Annotated in this window: 16 protein-coding genes; 8 read left to right on the top strand and 8 right to left on the bottom strand. The window is 32.2% G+C overall.

The window, feature by feature from the left end:
• Window positions 1-7: 7 nt before the first annotated feature.
• The 7 genes from H277_RS19110 to H277_RS20525 form a co-directional block, all read right to left on the bottom strand.
• The gene (locus H277_RS19110; RefSeq protein ID WP_019976157.1) at window positions 8-1,108 is read right to left on the bottom strand and encodes a sensor histidine kinase; all 1,101 of its coding nucleotides are present in this window, start codon (window positions 1,106-1,108) and stop codon (window positions 8-10) included.
• Window positions 1,109-2,512: an efflux transporter outer membrane subunit gene (locus tag H277_RS0113580; RefSeq protein WP_019976156.1), complete on the bottom strand. Its 1,404-nt coding sequence runs from the start codon at window positions 2,510-2,512 to the stop codon at window positions 1,109-1,111. It abuts the gene before it with no gap.
• Window positions 2,505-5,642, bottom strand: coding sequence for an efflux RND transporter permease subunit (locus H277_RS0113575; protein WP_026357610.1), 3,138 nt, complete (start codon window positions 5,640-5,642; stop codon window positions 2,505-2,507). Before H277_RS0113575 ends, H277_RS0113580 begins: the two co-directional genes overlap by 8 nt.
• Before the next feature lie 15 nt (window positions 5,643-5,657).
• On the bottom strand, window positions 5,658-6,794 hold the full coding sequence (locus tag H277_RS0113570; RefSeq protein WP_019976154.1) for an efflux RND transporter periplasmic adaptor subunit: 1,137 nt from the start codon (window positions 6,792-6,794) through the stop codon (window positions 5,658-5,660).
• 170 nt (window positions 6,795-6,964) lie between these two features.
• Window positions 6,965-7,282 (bottom strand): helix-turn-helix domain containing protein, encoded by a 318-nt coding sequence (locus H277_RS0113565; RefSeq protein WP_019976153.1) that lies wholly within the window; start codon window positions 7,280-7,282, stop codon window positions 6,965-6,967.
• A gap of 101 nt (window positions 7,283-7,383) precedes the next feature.
• Window positions 7,384-7,806, bottom strand: coding sequence for a hypothetical protein (locus H277_RS0113560; RefSeq protein WP_019976152.1), 423 nt, complete (start codon window positions 7,804-7,806; stop codon window positions 7,384-7,386).
• 155 nt (window positions 7,807-7,961) lie between these two features.
• The gene (locus H277_RS20525) at window positions 7,962-9,314 is read right to left on the bottom strand and encodes a hypothetical protein (protein WP_019976151.1); all 1,353 of its coding nucleotides are present in this window, start codon (window positions 9,312-9,314) and stop codon (window positions 7,962-7,964) included.
• A 327-nt stretch (window positions 9,315-9,641) separates the two neighbouring features.
• Here H277_RS20525 and H277_RS0113550 point away from each other — a divergent pair, with 327 nt between their 5' ends.
• From H277_RS0113550 to H277_RS0113520, 6 genes are all read left to right on the top strand, one after another.
• On the top strand, window positions 9,642-11,300 hold the full coding sequence (locus tag H277_RS0113550) for a helix-turn-helix domain-containing protein (RefSeq protein ID WP_019976150.1): 1,659 nt from the start codon (window positions 9,642-9,644) through the stop codon (window positions 11,298-11,300).
• Window positions 11,301-11,658: 358 nt separating this feature from the next.
• Window positions 11,659-13,104, top strand: coding sequence for an FAD-dependent oxidoreductase (locus H277_RS0113545; RefSeq protein ID WP_019976149.1), 1,446 nt, complete (start codon window positions 11,659-11,661; stop codon window positions 13,102-13,104).
• 935 nt (window positions 13,105-14,039) lie between these two features.
• Window positions 14,040-15,653 (top strand): hypothetical protein, encoded by a 1,614-nt coding sequence (locus H277_RS0113535; RefSeq protein WP_019976147.1) that lies wholly within the window; start codon window positions 14,040-14,042, stop codon window positions 15,651-15,653.
• Between the two features lie 247 nt (window positions 15,654-15,900).
• Window positions 15,901-16,425 carry a hypothetical protein gene (locus H277_RS19105; RefSeq protein WP_019976146.1) on the top strand — a complete coding sequence of 175 codons (525 nt, stop codon included), beginning with the start codon at window positions 15,901-15,903 and terminating at the stop codon, window positions 16,423-16,425.
• A gap of 647 nt (window positions 16,426-17,072) precedes the next feature.
• The gene (locus tag H277_RS0113525) at window positions 17,073-17,405 is read left to right on the top strand and encodes a DMT family transporter (RefSeq protein WP_019976145.1); all 333 of its coding nucleotides are present in this window, start codon (window positions 17,073-17,075) and stop codon (window positions 17,403-17,405) included.
• Between the two features lie 175 nt (window positions 17,406-17,580).
• Window positions 17,581-17,904, top strand: coding sequence for a DUF3997 domain-containing protein (locus H277_RS0113520; protein WP_019976144.1), 324 nt, complete (start codon window positions 17,581-17,583; stop codon window positions 17,902-17,904).
• A 618-nt stretch (window positions 17,905-18,522) separates the two neighbouring features.
• Here the strand turns inward: H277_RS0113520 and H277_RS0113510 are convergent.
• Entirely contained in the window at window positions 18,523-20,223 is a 1,701-nt protein-coding gene (locus H277_RS0113510; RefSeq protein WP_019976142.1) for a T9SS type A sorting domain-containing protein, read from the bottom strand.
• Between the two features lie 249 nt (window positions 20,224-20,472).
• Between H277_RS0113510 and H277_RS0113505 the strand changes: the two genes are divergently transcribed.
• Entirely contained in the window at window positions 20,473-22,035 is a 1,563-nt protein-coding gene (locus H277_RS0113505) for a helix-turn-helix domain-containing protein (protein ID WP_154652446.1), read from the top strand.
• A gap of 89 nt (window positions 22,036-22,124) precedes the next feature.
• The gene (locus H277_RS0113500; RefSeq protein WP_019976140.1) at window positions 22,125-23,165 is read left to right on the top strand and encodes a tetratricopeptide repeat protein; all 1,041 of its coding nucleotides are present in this window, start codon (window positions 22,125-22,127) and stop codon (window positions 23,163-23,165) included.
• Window positions 23,166-23,288: the final 123 nt, after the last annotated feature.

Genomic DNA, 23,288 nt, shown 5'->3' with positions numbered 1-23,288 from the left:
ACACGTTTTATATAATCAACAAAGGTAATTTCACTTCAAAACTCAATTCTGTCGCTTTAATTTCGGGTGTACTACTGTGCAGAAGACTATATCTTTCCTGAATATTTTTTAAACCCATTCCCGTACTTTTATAAGCGATATTAATGCGTTGCATGTTATTTTTCACGACAAGGCTACCATCCACAGTGCTAATTTCAATCTTCAAAGGTTGTTTGATAGTTGAAATATTGTATTTGATAGCATTCTCAATTAACAATTGTAAAGTAACTGGCGGAAGCGATTTTACCTTATCTTTTTCCTCAATTTTGATGTCCAAATGAATGCTTTCACCATGTCTGATTTTCAACAAATGAAAATACATTTCAACAAATTTTAATTCTTCATCCAAAGTCACCAAATTCCTTTTTCCTGTGGTCAAAATGTAGCGATAAACTCTTGAAAGATTGGATAAAAATTCCTGAGCGGCCTGTTGATTAGTCTCAATTAATTGGGTAAGAATGCTGAAATTATTAAATAAAAAATGAGGATCCAATTGCAATTTCAAAATTTCTAATTCCGATTGCAAAGCATTTTCTTTAAGTTGCAATGCGTGAACTTCAAGCTTATTACTTTCAATAACTTTGGCTTTCCATTTTTCAAAAAAGAAAAAAGAATGGTAAAAACTATTCACGAATACTGCTACCACAACATTCACCACCAAATATTGACGAACGCTTAATTCTATTTCCTTATTTGTAATTGTTGGCTCAGGCCACAACAATTCATACCCCACATTTTCTAAAAATAACAATACGAACATACACCCCATCACCACTAAGGTTGTTAAAATAAAATGTGCCAATACATTAGCTCTAAAAATGGATTTACGATTTACCCAATCAGAAAGCAATGTAATAATCCAAAATAGGATGGCATACATAGCGATTCCAGCAACAATTGTTGCCATAATTTCCGTCCAATTTGCTTCTGTATAAAAAATCCACCAACTACTATCGGGGTTTAACAGATATTGGATGAAATTGGCCAAAGCTAAAGAAACCAGTACGCCACTCCAATGGAAAAGTGGCCTCCATTGCCTTATATCTCGGCTTGTATCGTTGTTATTCATCTAATTTCCACCTAAAGATTTGTATAAAGCAATGTACGCATTAATTTTTTTTTGATTTGCCAAAGACTGTGCTAATTCAGTCTGGAAATAGCTTTGTTGCACGGTCAAAACTTCCAAATAATTCGCTTCACCATATTTGTAAAGAATCTGTACATCAGCAATCGCTTTATCCATCGCTAATTTTCTATTGTTTACTTCTTTAATTTGCATTTTCATATTGTCAATCGCATTTAGGGACGTACTCACTTCTTCTACCGCAATTAAAATCGATTTTCTAAATAGATGAACCGAAGCTTCACGCTGATGTAACGCTTGCTCATAATTCGATTTGATGTTTCTTTTATTAAATATCGGTTGAGTTAATCCTGCTGCAGCCGTCCCAAACAAAGATGCTGGAATTGAAAACCAATTACTTGCTTTAATCGCATTCAACCCACCTTGTCCTGTAATGGTTAAACTTGGATAAAATGCTGTTTTAGCAATTCCTACACGTGCATTTGCTGCTTGCAATTGTATTTCCTGTTGCTTTACATCCGGACGATTTTGCAATAAATCCGTAGGAATACCTACGTTTAAAGTTGATAAAAAAGCAACTTCTCCTAAAGCATTTTTTCGATCAACCGTTGCAGGATAGCTTCCTGCTAAAGTTTGTAAAATATTTTCTTGTGCTTTGATACTAGCCTTAATTTCAGGAATCAGAGCACGAGTTTCTGCACATTGTGCTTCGGATTGTTTAATGGCAATCGAAGTTACATCTCCCACAGCATATTGAACTTTCAATAAGCCTAAAGTCTCCTGCATACTTTTTTCTACTGCCAATGTTATACGCAATTGTTCGTCCAAACTCAATAAGTTGTAATACGCTTCTGCAGTTTGCGCGATCAATTGAATGCGCAAAGCCCGACGGTTTTCAGCCTGACTTAAGTAATTAGCCAAGGCTTCTTCCCTTTGCATTTTTAGCTTCCCCCAAAAATCAACATCCCACGAAACAGATGGTGAAAGATTGTACTCTTGCATCACGGTATTACTCGCCAAAGAACCCATCATACTATTCTTAGAAAGCCGTTGAGCACTGGCGTTCACTTGCAGATTGATATCGGGCAAATAATTAAGCTTTACACTTTTCAGTAGAGCTTCGTTTGCTGAAATATGTTCAGCAGCTATTAATAAATCAGGATTATTCGCCATCACTTGATCGATAATACCGACCAGTTTTTCATCTTTAAAAAACTGTTGATACGACGGAATTTCTACTACGCTGCGATCATTCGTTACTAAAGAATTGTCAAATGCCGTTGGCATATTAATTTCTGGTCGTACATAATCTTGCGTTATCTTACAGGATTGCAATGTTAAAACGAAAAGCAATCCTACACCTATATTTTTTAATGCTAACTTATTCATCTGTTCTATTTTTATTGCCTGAAATTTTATCCTGAAGGCTTTGGAAAATCATATATAAAACAGGAATTATTAAAATTCCCAACAGTACACCACTAAACATTCCGCCTGCTGCACTGATACTGATCGATTTATTCCCAATTGCAGTTCCACCCGTAGCAAACATCAACGGAACCAATCCTGCAACAAAGGCAAATGATGTCATTAAAATCGGGCGTAAACGCATTCTTGCTCCTGCTATTGCTGCGTCAAAAATCGACAAACCTGCTCTGCGCTGTTGCATGGCAAATTCAACAATCAAAATCGCATTTTTAGCAAGCAAACCAACGAGCATGACGAGTGAAATTTGGACATAAATATTGTTATCTAATCCGGTCAATCCCGTTGCGATAAAGACTCCTAAAATTCCTGTCGGTAGCGAAAATAATACCGCCAATGGTAACAAATAACTCTCGTATTGTCCCGCCAAAAGGAAATAAATAAACAAGATACTTAACCCGAAAATGAAAATCATTTGCGATCCTGAATTTTTCTCCTGCAAAGCCAAGCCACTGTACTCGTAGCTGTACCCTTTTGGTAGCTCTTCTTTCAACACCTCATCAATTGCATTCATCACTTTTCCCGTACTGACATCCTCTGCTGCATTTACATTCACTTTAATACTATTATACAAATTATAACGGCTAATATCTTGTGGACCGAACACTTTTTTAAGCGTAACCAAAGTTGAGATTGGCACCATTTGATTCAGATTATTGCGTATCATCATTTGATTTAGAGCTTCTTCATTCTTTCTATAATCTGCTTCTGAACGTACATTCACTCTATACAATCTTCCAAAGCGAATAAAATCCGTTGTTTGTGAACCTGTTAAATACAACTGCAAGGCATCCATTACTTCTTTCGGCGTTAAACCCAATTGCTGTATTTTATCTTCATCCAGTTCCACATCAAACTGAGGAAAATCACTTCTAAATGTGGTGAATGCCATTCCAATTTCTGGACGCTTGTTAATCGATTCAATTACTTTTTTACTAACTTTTTCAAAATCAGTAATGCTTCCCGACATTCTGTCTTGCAATACGAATTCAACACCACCAGCTGTACCAAAACCTTCAACAGCTGGATTTCTAAAAATCAGAAATTCTCCTTTGATTTTACCTTTTATTTCGTTTTCAATTTTGTGCATCACTTCATTAATGTCTGAAATCTCGCCACGCTCTTTCGGTTGTTTCAAAGTAATAAAGCCCATTGCTGCATTGGGAGCTGCACCATTTGTAAAAAGATTAAATCCTGAAACGGTACTAATACTCTTCACTTCAGTCATTTTTAAAACCATTTTGGTGGCTTTCTCCATCTCCGTTGTGATAAATTGTTTGTTAGCTCCTGCTTGTAAGTTTACAACAAAACTTAAATTATTATCATCTTCTTCGGGAACGAAACCTTTTTGCGCATTGTTCATCAGAAAGAAAGTACCTAAAGATATCAATACCAAACTGCAGATAGCAATCAGTTTTTTCTTCCCTAAAAATGTAACAGCATCAATGTATTTATCTGTCAATCTTTCAAAACTTGCATTGAAAGCATCAGCAAAACGTTGCGTGAATTTTTTCTTTTCCTCATTTTCTGTTGTGTGGTGGTTTTTCAATAGCAAAGCACATAACGCTGGACTTAAAGTCAAGGCGTTTACTGCCGAAATTAAAATCGCAATCGCTAAAGTGTAGGAAAACTGCTTGTAAAAAATTCCTGCAGGACCTTCCATAAAGCCTACTGGTAAAAATACTGCCGACATCACCAACGTAATCGAAACAATTGCTCCACTAATTTCACTCATGGCTGATGCAGTTGCTGTTTTGGCCGGTTCGCCTGTTTGTTGCATCTTGGCATGAACAGCTTCTACAACGACAATAGCATCATCTACTACAATTCCTATGGCAAGTACCAAAGCAAATAACGTTAATACGTTTATCGAAAATCCAATCAGATAAATGAAAAAGAAGGTTCCGATAATGGAAACGGGCACTGCAATGGCAGGAATAATCGTTGAGCGGAAATCTTGTAAGAAAATCAATACCACAATAAATACCAAAAAGAAAGCCTCAATTAAAGTCATTTTCATCTGCGTTACCGACGTGTCCAAACGATCTTTCATATTCTGAATCATATCGTATTTAATACCATCTGGTGCATTTTGCTGAAAACTCTCTAAAGATTTATTTACTTCAACTGCAATATCATTGGCATTAGAACCACTCGCCTGAATGACTGCAAATACCACCGATGGTTTTCCATCAGTAAACGTATCACTAGAATAATTAGACAATCCAAATTCGATGCGGGCAACATCTCCCAATCGCAATACAGCACCATCCGTTTTAGAACGAAGGATGATTTTTTCAAACTCATCTGGCTTGTTCAGCTTTCCTTTGTATCGTAATGTATATTGTAATGTTGCATCACTTTCTTCACCTAAAGTTCCTGGTGAAGCTTCAAAACTATATTGCTGGATTGCTGCCTCCACATCAGAAGGAACTAAACCATAAGACGCTAATTTCGTAGGCTCTAACCATACACGAACGGAATACTCTTTAGAACCAAATAAGCTCACATTTCCAACACCTGGAATCCTTTTTAATTCTGGAATTAGATTGATATTTACATAGTTTTGCAAGAATCCTTCATCGTATTTTTCAGGTTTTTCACTGTTGACATTTATGATCATCAGGTAACTCGTTTGCTGCTTTGTTGTCGTTAATCCCAGACGAATCACCTCTTGCGGAAGCTGCGAATTGATTTGCGCTACACGATTCTGAACATTCACTGCTGCCTGATCAGGATCAACACCTTGTTTAAAAATAATGGTAATGGAAAAACTTCCATCATTCGCAGCACTCGAAGAAATATACTCCATATTTTCTACCCCATTGATAGCTTGCTCCAACGGTGTAACCACTGAACGAATCACACTTTCGGCATTGGCACCAGGATACGTTCCCGATACGAAAACCGTTGGCGGTGCAATTTCAGGGAACTGCGTCATCGGAATTCGTAGCAAACCCAAAACACCCAACATCACCAATATAATGGAGATGACCGTTGCTAGAACTGGTTTTTTTATAATCTTTTGAAACATTCTTTTGTGTTTTTTTTATTTCTTAAGCTTTGGCTTTACCGTCGAATTTTCCTGAATTAAAGCCAGCTCGTTTGCAATAATTCGATCCCCGGTTTTAAATCCAGATTTCACGATGTAATAATTTCCTGACTTTACAAAATCGGTCAAAGGAAAACGTACCATTTTATCCATCTTGTCCAACACTCCAACGAATAATTTATCTTGAACTTCATAAGTTGCCAAAAGTGGAATTTTGTAAACGTTTCGCTCTACTGTTTTTAAAACAATTTTCCCCGTGTTTCCGGTTCTCAACAAAAATTCAGGGTTTGGAAAAGAAGCACGTATCATTACTGATCCTGTACTTGCATCAAACTGTCCGTCCATCATATCTATTTTCCCTATATGATTGTAAAGACTTCCATCTGCTAACAACAAACTGATCTCTTGAAAACTTTTCAATTTCTCCAATAAATTAGCACCTGGGCGAGAAGCATTAATTTTCAGAATCTCATTTTCTGGAAGCGAAAAGTAGGCGTAGATTTCGTTTACCTTAGATAAAGTCGTTAATGGCTCTGTATCACTTGGTCCCACTAAAGCTCCCAAACGATTTGGAATTCGACCAATAAATCCGCTTACGGGAGCCTTCACCACAGAAAATCCTAAATTAACATCTGCAGCCGCAACTAAAGTTTGTTGTTGCTTCACTGCAGCTCTGGCATTCTCAAAATTGGTTTTTGCTTTTTGATACTGAAAATCCGCCACTACATTGTTAGACGTTAATACTTTGTACTTATCCAGTTCCAATTGAGCAGAAGCCAATTGTGACCTCGCCATTGCCAACGAAGCTGCGGCCGTATTTCGTTGCTCACGATAAACACTTGCATTGATGCGGAAAAGTGGTTTTCCAGCCTGAACATATGCCCCTTCATCTACATAAATTTTGTCGATGTAGCCACTAATTTGTGGTCGAAGTTGGATATTCTCTTTTCCTTGTAAGTTTGCAGGGTAAATCTGGTCGATAACAGTTTCTGTTGGTTGTAGAGTCAATACTTCTACCTCTTGAATTTCATTTTTCTGAGCAACTTCTTTGTTAGAATTGCTACAACTTTGAAGTAAAAAAATTCCTATAAATAATACAGGCACTACATTCATTTTTCTTATCAAACGCTTCATTTTCTCTTCTTTTTGAAGTTTATCTATTTCAAAATTAGAGATAGATCAAGCGTATTTAGAAGACTATTTTATCGAAATGCTGAAATTAGGAACTGAAATGCTGAAATAGGAAGATGAAGATAATTAATTCTTGAACATCAATACACAAGACTGAATTTATGTATAATGTATTAAATAAATATTTTTCTCCATTTCGCGATTGTATTTCTACTTATTTTGAAATGTTTAGCTAGTTGAGTATTGTTCAATGAGTGTATTTTTTGATAATCTAGAATTTGTATGATATCTTGTTTTGTATAGGATTTAAATTTTTGATTTAAATTAAAATCTTTCGATTCATTAACTCCAAATATGATTTTGTTTATTATTAAAATGTCAATTACTGATAAATACTCTTTATTTAAAAGATGCTCACATTCTGTAATTTTTTCCGGATTTTGCTTATTGATAATATCAGTATATAGCTTTTTGTAATCTACTCTTTCCATAATTTATAAAAAAAAGCAGTTACTGATTATTATATAAATAATCAGTAACCCTAATAGGTATTAGTTAAAAGGTTTAGGTATAGGTCGGTTTTAAAATGTAATTATTTTTTATATTTACGAATCCACTTATAGATTGTAGTTCGAGGAATCTTATAGCGCAACATAATTTCATTTATAGTTAATTCTTCTGAATCTATTTGTTCTAGAATAAAATCTATTATTTCTTTTGTATAAATATTTTTTCGGAACTGAGGAAGTGTTGCCTTACTATTGATTTGTTCTTTCTGGTTTGTAACAGGCGGAGCATATAGTATAAGGTGCTGTGAATAGATTCTAAAAAAATCATATTCCTGTAATTTACTCCATCTCAACAACATGTCTGTATCTAAGTTTTTCTGCTTATACATTTCGTTTATTTCTTCTTCAGAACATTTTAGAAAATTACAAATACGTGACAGTTCAATTCCACGTTCTTCAATACCTTTTTCGATGATTTGTCCTATGTGGATTTCCTTCAAATTCATTTCGTATACGATTAAAACACTTAGATGTAAACCCTATCATGATTACACTCAACCTAACCGTTGAGTTGACATTATATATTTTGATTTTTTACCTTTTTGTTTATTGATAATAATAGTTGTACACAGCTTAAATCTTCAAACTGATTACAAGAGATTTACTGTGCAAGTTTTGTAATAGAAAGTCCTCCATAGTTCACAATATTATTTGTAGTAGCATTACAACTGAAACGAATTCTTACTTGATCGCCAACATTTAAGAAACCAGTCCAGTATAAGGTATTACCATTATCTACAATGGTACCAGCAAGATCAGCATAGGTATGTTTTATCATCGTATTCCAATTTACTCCCCCATCAATGCTTTTCTCGTAGTAAGCCATAGTATGCCATGTAGGAGTTGACGACCCTATGCTAACATGAGTATTAGAATTTTGCATCACTATGATATAAATACCCCCCATATTAGCAGGAACTGTAAAGATATTATTCGTCCAGGCGTTGTATACATCCAGGCTTTCATTTGTAAATTGTCCAATAGCAGCATTTGGAATAAATTGACCTCCTATATTTTGCGTTCCGGGTGCATTTGCAATTACAAGTACTTTTGAACTTCCTGCATCTGAAGGAATGCCCGATACAGTTCCTAAAACTCCATTAACATCAGCCACTACTGTTCTGCTTGCAGTAAAGGTTTGATCTTGTGCTGAAGATATATCACCATCTGATGTTGTATTTATCGCATTGGTAGCACCGTTTTGGGGAAGAACTCGCAGCCTTGTAATACCACTATTATCAAATTTTTCTGTCGGATCAGAGGTATTAACACCTACATTTCCTTCTCCTGTAATACGCATCCTTTCCAAGCCAGTCGTATTACCTCCCGGACTTGTACCAAATGTGATCGGAGCAGAATCCTTAGTATAATGTGTTTTTAATCCAAGTTCAGTAGAACCATCAGAAGCTGTAATTTGGGAATCAGAACTCCATTGCTGTATCCATAGATTGGCATTTCCATTGTGAAATCCCATAACAGCATCAGTAGAGGTATTAGTAGCTGTCTGGTGTATTCTACCTTCAGAATCCCAATGTGTTTTTCTGTTAGCCCCATTAAAATTCAATATTTTTCCATTGAGATTTAAATTACGGATACCCTCCGTTCCTGTTATGGAACCATCTGCATTGTAAATATTGTTCCCTTCTGTTGGAATCCATTTCGTCCCGTTAAAATAGTAGTAGCCTATAGTTTTCACATCAATAGTTTGCCCTGCAGGTGCTGTATCTGGAGTTGTTATGTATACCAAAGCTCCTGTTTGAGCTATAGTATAAATCTTCGCTCTAAGCTGATTACCCGTAAGCCGCGGTGCTGTGATACCATCTAATGAATTTGCATCGGTCGCTTTTCCTACAACATCCAAAGTTACATTTGGATTTTCAGTATTAATTCCTACTTGTGAGTAAGCGATAGCAGAACTTAGTAAAGCTCCTAAAAGGATAAAGTGCTTTTTCATATTTTATAGTGTTTTAAGGTGTGCCTTTATCATAGTATGACGATGCAATATTAACGTGAAGATGTTTTGTCAACAAAGGTTATATATGTCTTTTTCCGAATTATTCATGTGGATTCTTAATTTATAAAAACAATCCACACTACTCATTTACAAACTTTTATACTTCATGAAATAAGAATTTAATTGTCTTTCAGAATTGTTAAAAAATGTACAAGTTGGTTTTAGTCATTCGCAAAATTTATATAGTAAATTTATCACTGAACAATAAGAAGCTATTTTACCTTGTTAAGTTAAAGAATTATAGTTTCAAGATAAATCGATTTATGAATGACTAAACATTTACCATTAACAAAAAAAAAAACCAACTTATCCCTATCCACGCTAATTATCAGAATATTTTTAATTTGTTTCTTCTTCTTTTCTCTTTACATTGTCTCCGGGCAAAATTCAGAAAAAGGCTATACAGCTAAAGAAATCACTGCCTATTATGACAAAATAAAAAAAGAGGGTAATGAGGCATCAAATGTTGAGGTCATCAAAAAACTGATTGTTCAATCAAAAAAGGTGAATGATATACCTGGTGAAATAAGAGGACTTGCCATTTTACAAGTGGTTGCTTTTAACAATAACGATTATATTCTATTTGGGAAATACAGTGAAGAATTGGAAGCTTTAGCTCTACAAACCGGAGATTATTATTCGCTTAGTTTAACCTATACGCTAAGAGGTACTGTTAGTTCTATATTGGATAAATTTCCTGAGGCTGAAGCTGACTTCGATAAAGCGATTGAATATGGTGAAAAGATACCAGATCTAGCAAGTAAACACATGCAACTGTCAAGAATTTATGCAAATAAAGCAGGCATGTCTGAGGGACTTGACAACAATAACAAAATAATTGAAAACATCAAAAAAAGTCTTGAGCTTATTGAGACTATTCCTATCTCCCATCTTTCTCCTTCTCAAAAAGAGACTTATTATTATTTATACATAACAGCACTTACTAACGTAAGTGCAACTTATTTGCACGCCTATAATCCTCCTCATGTTAAACTTGCAGAACCTTACATTAAAAAAGCATTGAGTTTTGAACGTATAACACCCTATTACTTTAAAGCAAACGAAACTGGTGTCTATTTCTCTGTAAGTGATTTTTATGCTAAGAAGGGCGATTATCAGCAAGCTATAAATTATGCAACTAAATTACTTCGTACTAAAGAAATTCAGGAGAATCCCAGAGAACGAATGTTGGCTTATAAGGTGACTAAAGATGCTTACGCAGCTGCAAAAGACGCAAAAAATGAAAATATTTATCTGAAATTGTATACCGATCTAAATGATAGTATTAACGCCGCAGAGAAAAAAACAATCGTACAGCAATCAAGAAATCAAATTGAAAAGTCAACAAAAGAGAAAAATAAGTACAAACAAAAAACCTTATTAATTGTATCGATTACTATTTTATTGATTCTAATTGCTGCATGGGGTTATATTACTAAAAAGAACCATGATTATCATAAAAAATATGAAGCTCTTATCACAAAAATAAAAAATGAAAAAGATGCAAATACACTACTCGAGTTAAATGATCAAAATATAAAATCTTCTTCTATTAATATTACAGACAAAACGATAAGAGTATTACTTCTAAAACTTGAAAAGTTTGAACAATCGGAAAAATATCTGCAGAAGGATATCAGTTTAACTTCATTGGCAAATAGACTTCATACAAATACAAGGTATTTGTCAGAAATTATTAAAACTTATAGAAATAAAAATTTCACAGACTATATTAATGGCTTGCGAATAAATTATATTGTCCACCAACTATACCATGAACCAAAGTACAGACAATATAAAATCAGTTCACTTTCAGAAGAGTGTGGATTTACCAGTTATAATGCTTTTGTAAATGCCTTTAAAAAAATGAATGATGTAACACCTTATTATTTTATCGAGCAATTGAAACAGCATGAAACAGCATAAATCTCTTTTTTACAAACTGATCATTTATCAATTAAAGATATTAATGTTAATTTTCTGATAAAATTCAATACACCAATCCTACATCATGCTACTCTAAATAGTTATAAATAGGGGCTTAACACTTTATGTATCAGAAAACAATTAAGAAAAAAAACTTTAATGCTGTTTAGTCTAACAGTATTATAATTCTTGTTTTTCACATCATATCATACACAACGGTTAATGAATTATTATTAATAGCCCCGCCTACTTCCTCCTAATTTTTAAGACGTCATTCCCCTCTTTTTATTCAAGATTTTTCTAAATATCACTTAAATCATATTTTTGCATAAAATATTGTTTCATAAAAATTTTAAAATTGAGTAAAATAGTAAATTGTATCAGTTGTAAAACCTGCAATGGCCATGGAAGAAAAAGCCAAGGAATTTCGAAGAAGAAACTCTTACGCTATGAATCTGCACTTGCTCAATTTAAAAAGAATGAACATGCGACCGTTGTTCCGGTCAAGCCAAAAAGCTCGATGCAAACTTGTCCGTCCTGTTTAGGTAGCGGTTTGGTACCTACAGATGAGCGGCCTTTGGCTGATGAAAATAATTATCCTCATGTTGCTATTGTTGGTGCCGGAATTGGTGGTATTGCGCTCGCATTAGCTTGTTTACATCGACAAATTCCTTTTACACTTTTTGAAAGAGATGGTTCTTTTAACGATCGTTCTCAAGGTTACGGGTTAACGTTACAACAAGCCAGTAAAGAAATGAAAAAGTTTGGTATTTCCAATTTAGATGCGGGGTTAGTTTCAACACTCCATTTGGCACATACTGTTGAGGGAAATGTAATTGGTGAATGGGGATTAAGGAAATTACTTGCTAAAGAAGCTATACAAGCTAAAAATAAGAATAAACATACCAATATTCATATTGCCAGACAGTCTTTGCGTTTGGCTCTCTTAAACCAATTGGGTGGCAGTAGCCACGTTTTATGGAATCATCAATTAATAGGGTATAAACTTGGTGAAAAAGTCGAATTAACCTTTGATGTTAATGGAGTTCACCAAGCATTTAAAGCAGATCTACTTGTTGGTGCTGATGGGATACGCAGTTCGGTTCGCCGATTATTGATCAATGAAAAAACAAGTCCATTGCGTTATTTAGGTTGTATCGTTATCTTGGGAATCTGTAAATTGAATGCTTTAGAAAACCTAGACGATCCTCTGTTAGATGGAGCAACTGTATTTCAAACAGCAAACGGTATAGAGCGTATGTACATGATGCCTTATGATAAAGATTCGATCATGTGGCAATTTAGTTTTCCAATTTCAGAAGATGAAGCCAAGGCTTTGAGTAAAAAAGGAGCGGAAGACTTAAAAACTGAAGTGTCTAAACGAACTCAATGGCATAAGCCTATTCCACAAATAATAGCGGCAACTGAAACGAAAGAAATTACGGGATATCCTGTTTATGACAGAGTTTTATTAAGCCATGATTTATTGAGAAATGCCGGACCTGTTACTTTAATAGGTGATGCAGCACATCCGATGAGTCCTTTTAAAGGACAAGGCGCTAACCAAGCCCTGTTGGATGCCTTGCTATTGGCTCAGAAAATCACATCAGCTCGCACTGGGCAAAATAAAGAGCTTCATTTACGTGAAAAAGTTTTGCAACCATACGAAAAAGAAATGATTGACCGTAGTAGTATTAAAGTGAAAAAATCTGCTGAAGCCGCAGAATTTCTCCATTCTGACCTTGTACTTCAAGAAGGAAATGTCACTTTTGGTTCTAAATGGTCCTCTACCAAATCGATATAGGTTGATTTTTGATGCATCCGGATAAATTGATTATTGTAGTTAAAAAATCATTATTCACGAAGGAGTTACTAAAATGTATTTTGAACGTTTCATTATTGATCGCTGCTGAATAACTAAGCTTTCATCTTGTATGTAGGACAAGAGGTGAATTGGAAAGTTACAGAAGATAAAAAAATAATAGAATATACAACCACTTTAAAAGTGATTTTTAAAGTGGTTTTTTGTTTTTATAAATTCAATAACGTAATTTCGTTTCGGGAAAAGAATAATTTGTTTGAACAACTGGTTTTCACTCAACTTCTCTCTGGTTCTTCGTAAATACTTAACTTGCTAGCTGTAACATTTGATCCCGTATGCAAATAAATCTAAATTATATTTTCATTATTCTTACACTCATACTATTTCTTAAATTATGGAAATTATTTCTTAGCAAACATTATTCTAGAAAATTTAGAAAGATCTGTGATTATGAGTTTAAAAATATTCGATGCAATGTCTATCGTGAAGATAAATCGCAGTTGAGTTTACCCTTTAACACAATTAAAAAAAAATTCAATATTTATATTTATGAAAGTGTAATATACTTATTACCTACCTATTCTATGAGTATTTTTGGAGATGATATTCTATCAACCGCTCTCTATTTTGAAGAAAAGGAGACACAAATAATTGATAAAATTTATACAACTGAATTTAATAGAATTAAAATTGAATATTATCCACTTGATATCCTTTCTATATTAAATAATTGCAAATATTCTAGTATTACGCTGATTGGATTGAATGACAATCAAAAAACAATATTAAAAAATATAATAGATAAATACTGTAGTTAACGTGGTATTATTCAAAACAGTTTTCTTCAATCAACTTGAGCTTTCAGTACTTTATTAAATACTCGGCCCATTGACAATTAAACAAAAATAACAGTTCCTATGATAAAAAAATGGTTACAAGACATATTTGACAAGAAAGAACCAATAAAGGTTGAAGAATGGAGAACGGACAATTCTATTCTTAAATTTCTGTTTTCAAACTTGGACAATAAAGGATACTTGTCCGAAGCTGCTCACGACTTGCCAGATGAAAAAAAGGATGATGAAAAAATAAGGTTTGCAGCAGGACTTATGGACGCTATGTTTGGTGCAGATGATTCAGTTGATTCAAAAAAGAGAATCACAGAACTTTCAAAACATTTGAAAAAGATTGCTACAAAAGGTGATAAAATAAGTGAACAAAAATTTTACCGATTAATCACAGAAAATGAAGGTGTAATTGGAATTATTGACGAGTTTTTACAAGCAGTCGTAAACGAAGCATTGCCTATTCAGCCTTATCTTTTTAATTTCGCAAAAGATTTGGTAACAAGAGCAGACAAAAGAAATGCTGTAAAATTCGGAATTGCCATTTTAGGTTTGTGTCAAACTAAATCAGTTCTCAACGATATAAAAATTTTAGGATTACACGATGAATTTACTGTTTATTCAACTATAGCAATTGCAAATTTATCTGACCATGTAGAAAATGACCTTTGGGAATTAGCACAGAAAGTTGACGGTTGGGGAAAAATCCAATTAGTTGACAGGTTGGCAAGACCTGAATTAAAAGAGCCGATCAAAGATTGGTTGATACTTGATGGTTACAAAAACAGTATTATGTACGAATACTTGGCTTACACTTGTGCGATCAATGGAGAATTACATAAGAAATTAGACAGCGAACAGATTAAACACAACCTTTTCAAATCGGCTTCTGATATTATTGAAGCACTCATCGTAGAACATAGTCCAGCCGAAGACATTACTACTTATCCTTTTGCTTCGCAAGTAATTCAAGATTTTATAAGACACGCAAAGAAGCACACAACTGATATTTCAGACTTTAGTGCTTTACACAAAATAAAAGACTTTCTCACGGAGTTACATAACGATATTGGAGACCAAAAGAAAAATGGTTGGGATCAAGACATTATTTCAAATTGCATAATTGAAATCGTTGAAATTTTGAATAGTAGAGATTGGAAAATTGTTGCGTATGAAGGTTTAAAAAGTGATGACAATCTAATTTATTGGAACGCCAAAAAAGCAGCAGAAAAATTAGGAATTGACTTATGGGAAACTGTTTGGGCAAGATTGGAAGAAAAACCACTTGACAGTTCTTCGTGGTATGACGTTACACATTACAGTAAACCCGAACATTCCGACAAAATCATAGACTTTGCTCTTAAACATTTGCCTTTTGACGAATTGGCAACAGGTGTGAAAGATTCAAATGGATTTGGCGACAATTATAACAAACACGCAAGTCTTGAATATGCAACTACATTATTGGAAAACTATCCTAAAAAAGGAGAGAAAATTGTCTTAACATCACTTAGAAATCCTGTAACAAGAAACCGAAATATGGCAATCAAAGTTTTAGACAAATGGAAACAAGAAAATTGGTCATCAGAAATTGAGAAAGAAATTAGACATTTGCGAGAAGTTGAACCAAACAACGACACGAAAGAAAATATTGAAAGATTATTAAACGGACAAGAACTGATATAACACAAAGCACTATCAGTGCATATCTCAAACTACAATTAAATAAAAATACAGCATCTCGTTTAAGATTTTCTAAATGAGATTTGTGACTTTTACGCAACCCATTGTTTTTTATGAATATTGTTTACCTATCATTATTACACAATTAACAACCTTATGTATGAGTAAGTTTTAAGAATTTTAAATCTATTTATTACCCAACTTAATATCCATATATTTGAGTTTTAATTGTGAAACATCTAACTCAAGTATGAACTTTATTGAACATATTTCAACTTATATTTTAGGGAATCTTACCATTAAAGATTTACCTGAAATAGGACTTATTGCACTGAATGAAAATATGGAATCTGAGTCGATTTATATCCTTGCCGGAATGAATCAAAATGATAATCCATTTGAAATTCTCCAATATTTCGATAAAGCTTTACAAGAGTTGAATATATTGCTGCCATCAAAAATTGAAGCAGCAAAAAATCTGACCAAATACTCTCTAAAGGAAATAATAAAAAATCCAAATAAGGCATTCGAATTGATGAACAAATTAAACAATGAAGTTTATATGCAATTTGATTGGCAAAATAATGAAAAAAAATATATTGGCGAAGAGCTTAAAATAGAGCATTTATTTACGTGGTATCGTGAAATTCAAGATTGGAATGATAACGGGTTACTTTTGTATCATAAAAATTTAAGTCGAGAAGAGCAACTTAAAAAATTGAAAGAAAATCTCGTCATAGAAGCTCAAAGTGCATTAAAGAACAATTACAGCTAACTTACTACCCTTAGTAAATACAGCACTTTAAGGTTTTCAAAAGTCTCTGCAACTGCACAAATTCCTGATAATTTGAAATTAAAAATTTGAGATTAAAAGGAGAAGTCATAACATAATTTCAGTAAACCACAGCTTGGCTTAGGTATTCCTTTTTCTTTATTGTTACTTTTTACTTGACTAAAAAGTAACCAAAACTCAAGGCTGTAAACCTCTCTACTAAAAATGTTCTCATTCCACTAAATATTTTAAAACCTTACAGGCTAAAAGCTTTCTAACATAGAATTCTAAAACGACAGACGAGTTTCAATCCATTGAAACAAGCGCAAAAAAGATTAGCAAGTGGTAACGAGTCATTTAATCTTTTTAGTGCGTGAAATGGTAATTGAACGTCGAAAATCGAAGTATTGATTTTTTTGGTTCGTTTTTGTATCAAGACAAAAATGAATATTAAAACTTGTCTCTGAATCGCATCTTCTCTATCATGTTGAGTTTGCCGAAACATTTTTTAATTATCAACTCTAACCTTGTTCTTCTTCTTTTAAAATAACTTTCTATCACCTCCTCTCCCATTCTACAAAATAAAAAGTGACATGTCGTTGATTTATTTTTGGATTTGTTAAATTTGGAAACGAATATATGAGACGAATATGAAAAATTATCTTTTCCTTCTTGCTGCTATAATTTTTGAGGTCATTGGAACTTCATTTTTAAAAAAGACGGATCAATTTACTAAACCACTTCCAACTATCATTTTTATCCTTTCATTAGCCACTTCATTCTATTTATTATCGCACGCTTTGAAAGGAATTCCGATAGGTATCGCTTATGCAATTTGGTCTGCTTTGGGAATCGTACTCATTTCATTGGTAGGATATTTCGTTTATAAACAAAGCTTAGATCTACCGGCAATTATTGGGATTATATTCATTGTTGTAGGAGTTATCATCATTAATTTATTCTCAAAATCCAGCGTCCATTAGTATTTTAACGTATAAACAAATCAAACATTCAACTCCTTCTTCGTTATTTTACGGATAGATATAATATCCTCTTAATACATCAAAAAATGCATAAAACAGGACTAATATTCATCTTTATTTTTCACTATTAACGCTAAAAAGTTGTGGTCTTTTTGATAGCGGTTCAGATACTGTTGTGGATGATTACGAAGTAATTTGGATAGATTTGCATGAACAAAGAGCCTTATACAAAGGAGAGCAAATAGTACCTCCTTATGTGTATGCCGCAGGACATCATGATAAATATATTTTTGCAAAACAACATCCTTTGGTAGAATCCGATGATATAATTGATCTGAATATTACTAACTATTATATTATTGAGAGAACGACTGAAACTTTTCAAGATAAAAAAGTTTACGGACCAATGAACAAATTAGAATTCACCGAATTATCCAATAAACTTGGAATTAAGAATCCAAAATTTGATTTAGAATATCCCACGAATCTGAAATGGTAAATTCTAAATTGTACTACACCTAAAATCGATTTAACCACTATTACAATTCTGTGCTGTTTAATCCCATCCTCAATGAACATAAGAAATAAAATACTAGTCACTTTTTTTCAATCCTTTCTATTATTGGAATTTATTTATATTCTAATCCAATTCTTTTAAAATTTATCTTTTCCTCATCAAGAAATTTAGGTCAGCCAATTCCTGCAAAAATTTATACGGATGGAAAACTAAATGAACGAATTAAATTATTTAAGGTCTATTCACATTTTGATAAAAAAAGCGCAAATTATGAAATCTTAGTTTTTTCAGATGATGTTTCCAGAAATTTTATTTCAATAAACTATGATTATAACTTTATCGGACTACCAAATTCAACAAATGAAAAAGATTATAAGATATTATTGGGAAATCTATTTCAATCGAATTTAGGTGCCACATTTTTTCCAATCAATGATAAAATAAAAGGATATGGATTTGAACCTGAGCTTAAATTCAATACGAAATCTACTACGTTCAAATTACCAAAAAACGAATTCGGCTATGATTCTATAAGAATTGAAAAATAATGAAACCCAATAACAGAGATTAATCCATTATTGGGTTTTAAAAAAATCAATATTATTTTTTTATAAATTTTGCTTGATGAATATTTCCTTTTTCATCAGTCGCTTGTAATAAATAAACTCCTTTTGGTAAGAAGGATACATTGATTTGGTTAAGATCAAATTTATCTTGTTTCATCACAGTTTTTCCTTCTAAATTATAAATAGAAACTACGTTTAATTTATTTCGAGAAGTAATATGAATAATATCTACTACAGGATTTGGAAATACATCAATTTGTTTATTTCCTTTTACTTCGACCATTCCCAAATCATTTTTTTCAAAATCAAGTTTAGTTATGTGAGTGTAAATCTGTGCATTTGTAGGAATTTCCGGAGAAGTTTCAGTCGTATAATCGAAATCTGCATTCTGTTTACTAGCTCCAGCAGTGATAAACTTTGTATCTGTTAGTTGATTGATATAAGGAACACTTTGCTTACCAACTCCTTGAATTAAATAAATACTTGAAAAATTCATATTTTGATCAAGTTTTAGAAAAAAAGTATCAGCATTAGCATAAGGAGTAGAATAATTTGTTGCATTAATGGTCATATTTTGAAACAATCCACTTAAATAAATATTCTCTTTGTCATCAACAAATACATCTTTGATTGTATTAGGATTAGCTGTATTATCTTCCACTACAAAGGATTTCAGGTAACTACCATCTATATCAAATTTTGAAACATAAGCTTGTTGTCCTTCAGGTGCAGAATATGTAGAATTAGCAGGACTTGGATCCAGATCTACTTCTCCACTAAATGAACCACCGACATATAAATTCCCCTTGGCTAATAAGATTTTCTCAGGAATATCATTTCCTTTCCCTCCATAAGTTTTTCCCCAAACATAATTCCCTTCAGATGTATACTTTGCAAGATATGTATCATATCCTCCATTTGATGTTTTAATATCTGTATTTACTAAATCCGGATCTAAATCTATTGAACCTTGAAATCTTCCTGCTACATAAATATTATCTGATTCGTCAATATCCATACTTTTAATTCCGCTAATTTTTCCGGTATCACTCCCAAATGTCTTCACCCAAATAAAATCTCCATCACTGGTTAATTTTACAATAAATGCATCAGCATTTCCTGAAGCCACATATAATTGCTCAAGTGGACTTGGATCAAAATCTACTGTTATAAAAAAACCTGCTAAATAAATATTACCATTTGAGTCCAACTTTATTGAACAAATCTCTTCATTTCCTGCTCCTGATGGAGTACTCATTTGTTTGGCCCATAAAAAATTGCCATTAGCATCAAGTTTAACAATAAAAATGTCACGATTTGACAAAGCAGAAGGTATAGGAAGTAGGTAAACACCTGGACCTGGATCAGCATCCATTGCTGAACTTCCTCCTCCTGTCATATAACCTGTAACATAATAATTGCCGGCATCATCTATAGCAGTATCAATTATGACTTCATCACCACCGCCACCAAACTGTTTGATCCATTCTATAGTTCCATCAGTCGCATTTAAACTCGTTAATATTCCATCTGCATTCCCTCCTTTGAAAGAAATTGGAAAATTTCCTGTAAGACCTCCACCTATAGATGATGAAAGAACAAGTTTGTTGCCTTTCTTTGTAAATCCTTGTGGAGAATTTACCCCTTCCTCTCCTATAAATTCAGTTCCAAAATAATTTTGTGCATGTATATAATTGAACGAAACAATAGCTACACTTAATAATAATTTTTTCATTTTAATGTTAATTTTATTTAAGTGGTAAAGCTATTTTGATTATAAAATTAAATCAATTGTTATACTATCAAATTTCGAGAAAAACGGAAACAAAAAAAATTAAAAAACTCATAAACAACACAATATACATTTTACATCTTCCATCTTTTTTGGTTTTATTCCTTTATTTAAAAAAATAATTCGCAGTATCAAAAGAAGAATTTTATTTGTAATAAGCGGATTATTTGATAAATTCGTTTTTTTACAAATTTGAAACCACTTTATTTTTCATTATTCCTATTCTCCTTGGGATCTCTTAACTCTTTATTTGGTCAACAAGGAAATGACTTTTCTTATTTGATAGAAAAATCATATTATTTAATGTATAATGATCCGAAAAGAAGTCTAGAGTTTTCACAAGATTTTATACAAATTAATAAGACATCTGATAATCAAATTTTATATCAAAATAATATTGCAAAAGCCTATATTTTACAAGCAAACTTTTCTCAAGCAGTAAAATCTTATTCGAATGTTAGTGAGATAATAAAAGGAAAAAGATCTTCTTTTTACGACTTATTTTTAAAATACTGTCTTGCAGAATTGTATCAAAGTTTGGATTTATATAGTCAATCTCAAGAAATCATTACAACTACTTTAAAAGAAAATAAAAATTTACATCATGAGAAAAATGAATTAATAAAAGCGAAACTATATAGAATAAAAGCTATAAACAATGGAATATTAAAAAATTATAACGAAGCCTTTTACGATTTAAAACAAAGTAACTCCTTTTTAAATACAAATAATTTACAATCAGAAATCTTGAGAATAGAGAACGAAATTTATAGAGGGACTTTATTATTGAATACGAAAAAATATACTGAAGCTGATCAACTTTATACCGCTCTTTTAAAGAACAAAATTATTTTAAAATATACTTACATTTATGCTTCTATTCAGGAGCAGCTAGCTAGAGTAAAGTTTTTACAACAAAAACCAAAAGAAAGTATTACTCTCGTGCAGTCAGGTTTGCATAAAATTGAAAATAAAGGTTTTGAAAAACTAAATCTTGATATGTATAAATTACTTTCGGAAGCTTATCTCGCAGACAATAATATTGAAGAATATCGAAAATACGACCTTTTGTACAATGAATCAGAAGATAATATAACTAAAGATAAAAGGCTTGCAATTAGTTATCTTGTAACTGTATTGGAAAGTGTAAATCAAGAAGAAATCAAATTCAGTAAAAAAGAATACTCCGAAAAACTATATACTTTTATTATTTCTATATCTCTTCTAATTCTATTTCTTTCAATAGTCTTTTACTTTATGAAAAAGAGAGAGAAAGAACTCGATAAACAATTTCTTTTCTTTGAAAAGTTTAGCATAAAATCTACTGCTTCAAATAATCGAAAGTTTTCTCCGTCAACGCTAGACAACCTAAAGAGTAAACCATTATTATCTTCCGAGACAGAAAATATTTTGTTAGATAAATTAAAACTATTTGAGGAGTCAGAAATGTATCTTAGTAAACAAATGTCACTTTCTGCTTTGGCTGTAAATTTGGATACGAATATTAAATATCTTTCAGAAATTATTAAAAATTCTAAAAATAAAAAATTTAATGCCTATATCAATGATTTAAGAATTCAATATATTATAAATAAATTAAAAACAGACTCCGTTTATCTCAATTATAAAGTAAGCTATCTTGCAGAAGTGACCGGTTTTTCATCTCATAGTGCATTTACAGCTGTTTTTAAATCAATTACAGGTATGTCTCCAAATGACTTCATAAAGCAAATTAATGAACAAAAAAATAATTAAATATGCCATTTAGAATCATACTGATATTCTCCATTTTTTTTTCCTTTTATGTGAACGCACAAAAAGTAGACGACACCTTCTTTAAGAAAATGAATACTTATATCTATGAAAATCCGGAAAAGGCTATTAGAGAAGGAATAAGATTAGAAAAAAATGCAACAGCAGCTGATATTAAGATAAAATATTTGCTCTTTTTATCAAAAGCCTATACCGCTAAACGAGATATTGACAAATCATTAGATGTGTTGTTAAAAGCGCAAGAATTATCACAAAAATCCAATAATCCAAGCATAAAAATTGATGTTTTCATTATTACTGCTATTCAATATCAACACATGGAGTTGTATAATAAAAGCTTCGAAATGCTGGATAAAGCTGAAAATATTGCTCAAAATTTGGACTCTAATCTTGATCCAGTCAAAAATGCATGGTTGGGAAAAAGTAACGCTGTAAAAGGAATTATCTATAGGTCACAAGGAAATTATGAAATAGCCTTATCGAAATTTTTAAAATCAATTGATTATTTTGAACAAGCTGAACAAAATAAACCTAACATTAATAATATAAGCATCGTATATTACAATATCGCGTACAACTATATTGATCAAAATAATTATGAAATGGCTCATCATTATTTTTCTAAATCGCTTCATTTTGCAGAAAAATCAGAAGCAAAAAGTTTACAAGCATTTGCTTTAAAAGGGCTTGCTCAAAATTATTCTATACAAAACAATCCGATGATGTCTCTCCAACTTTTAAATAAGGCTGTTGTAAAAGCAGAGAAAATAGGTGATTTAACTTTAAATGAAGGCATTTACAAAGGATTATCTAATACCTATCTAACGATTGGGAATTTTAGTTTATATCATAAAAATAAAGAAATTTATAAAAAAATAAAGTTTGATCGAGAACAAATAGAACTAAAATCAATAAACTCATTTATTGATAATCTACGAAAAAATTATAATTATCAAATTGAGCAGCTAAAAAACAGAAATAAAATCATAAGCCATATTTCTCTTTTTTTTGGAATAATATTATGCCTTGTTTTAAGCTATAAAATATATCAGATAAATAAAGATAATAAGAATAAAGCTAAAAAAATACAAAGACTCATTACAAACAAATAACTCGCTTCCTTTATTCTAACAAATAAATAGAATATAAAATTCAACCAATTAATACCTTTTTAATTAAAACATCATATCCCACAAAACGAGTGAACCCTTTCAATATGTTTTAGATAAAACACT

The sequence above is a fragment of the Empedobacter brevis NBRC 14943 = ATCC 43319 genome, from assembly GCF_000382425.1.
Classification (GTDB): Bacteria; Bacteroidota; Bacteroidia; order Flavobacteriales; family Weeksellaceae; genus Empedobacter; species Empedobacter brevis.
Note: the sequence above shows the minus strand (reverse complement) of the source record. Positions and strands in the feature narration are given on the sequence as shown.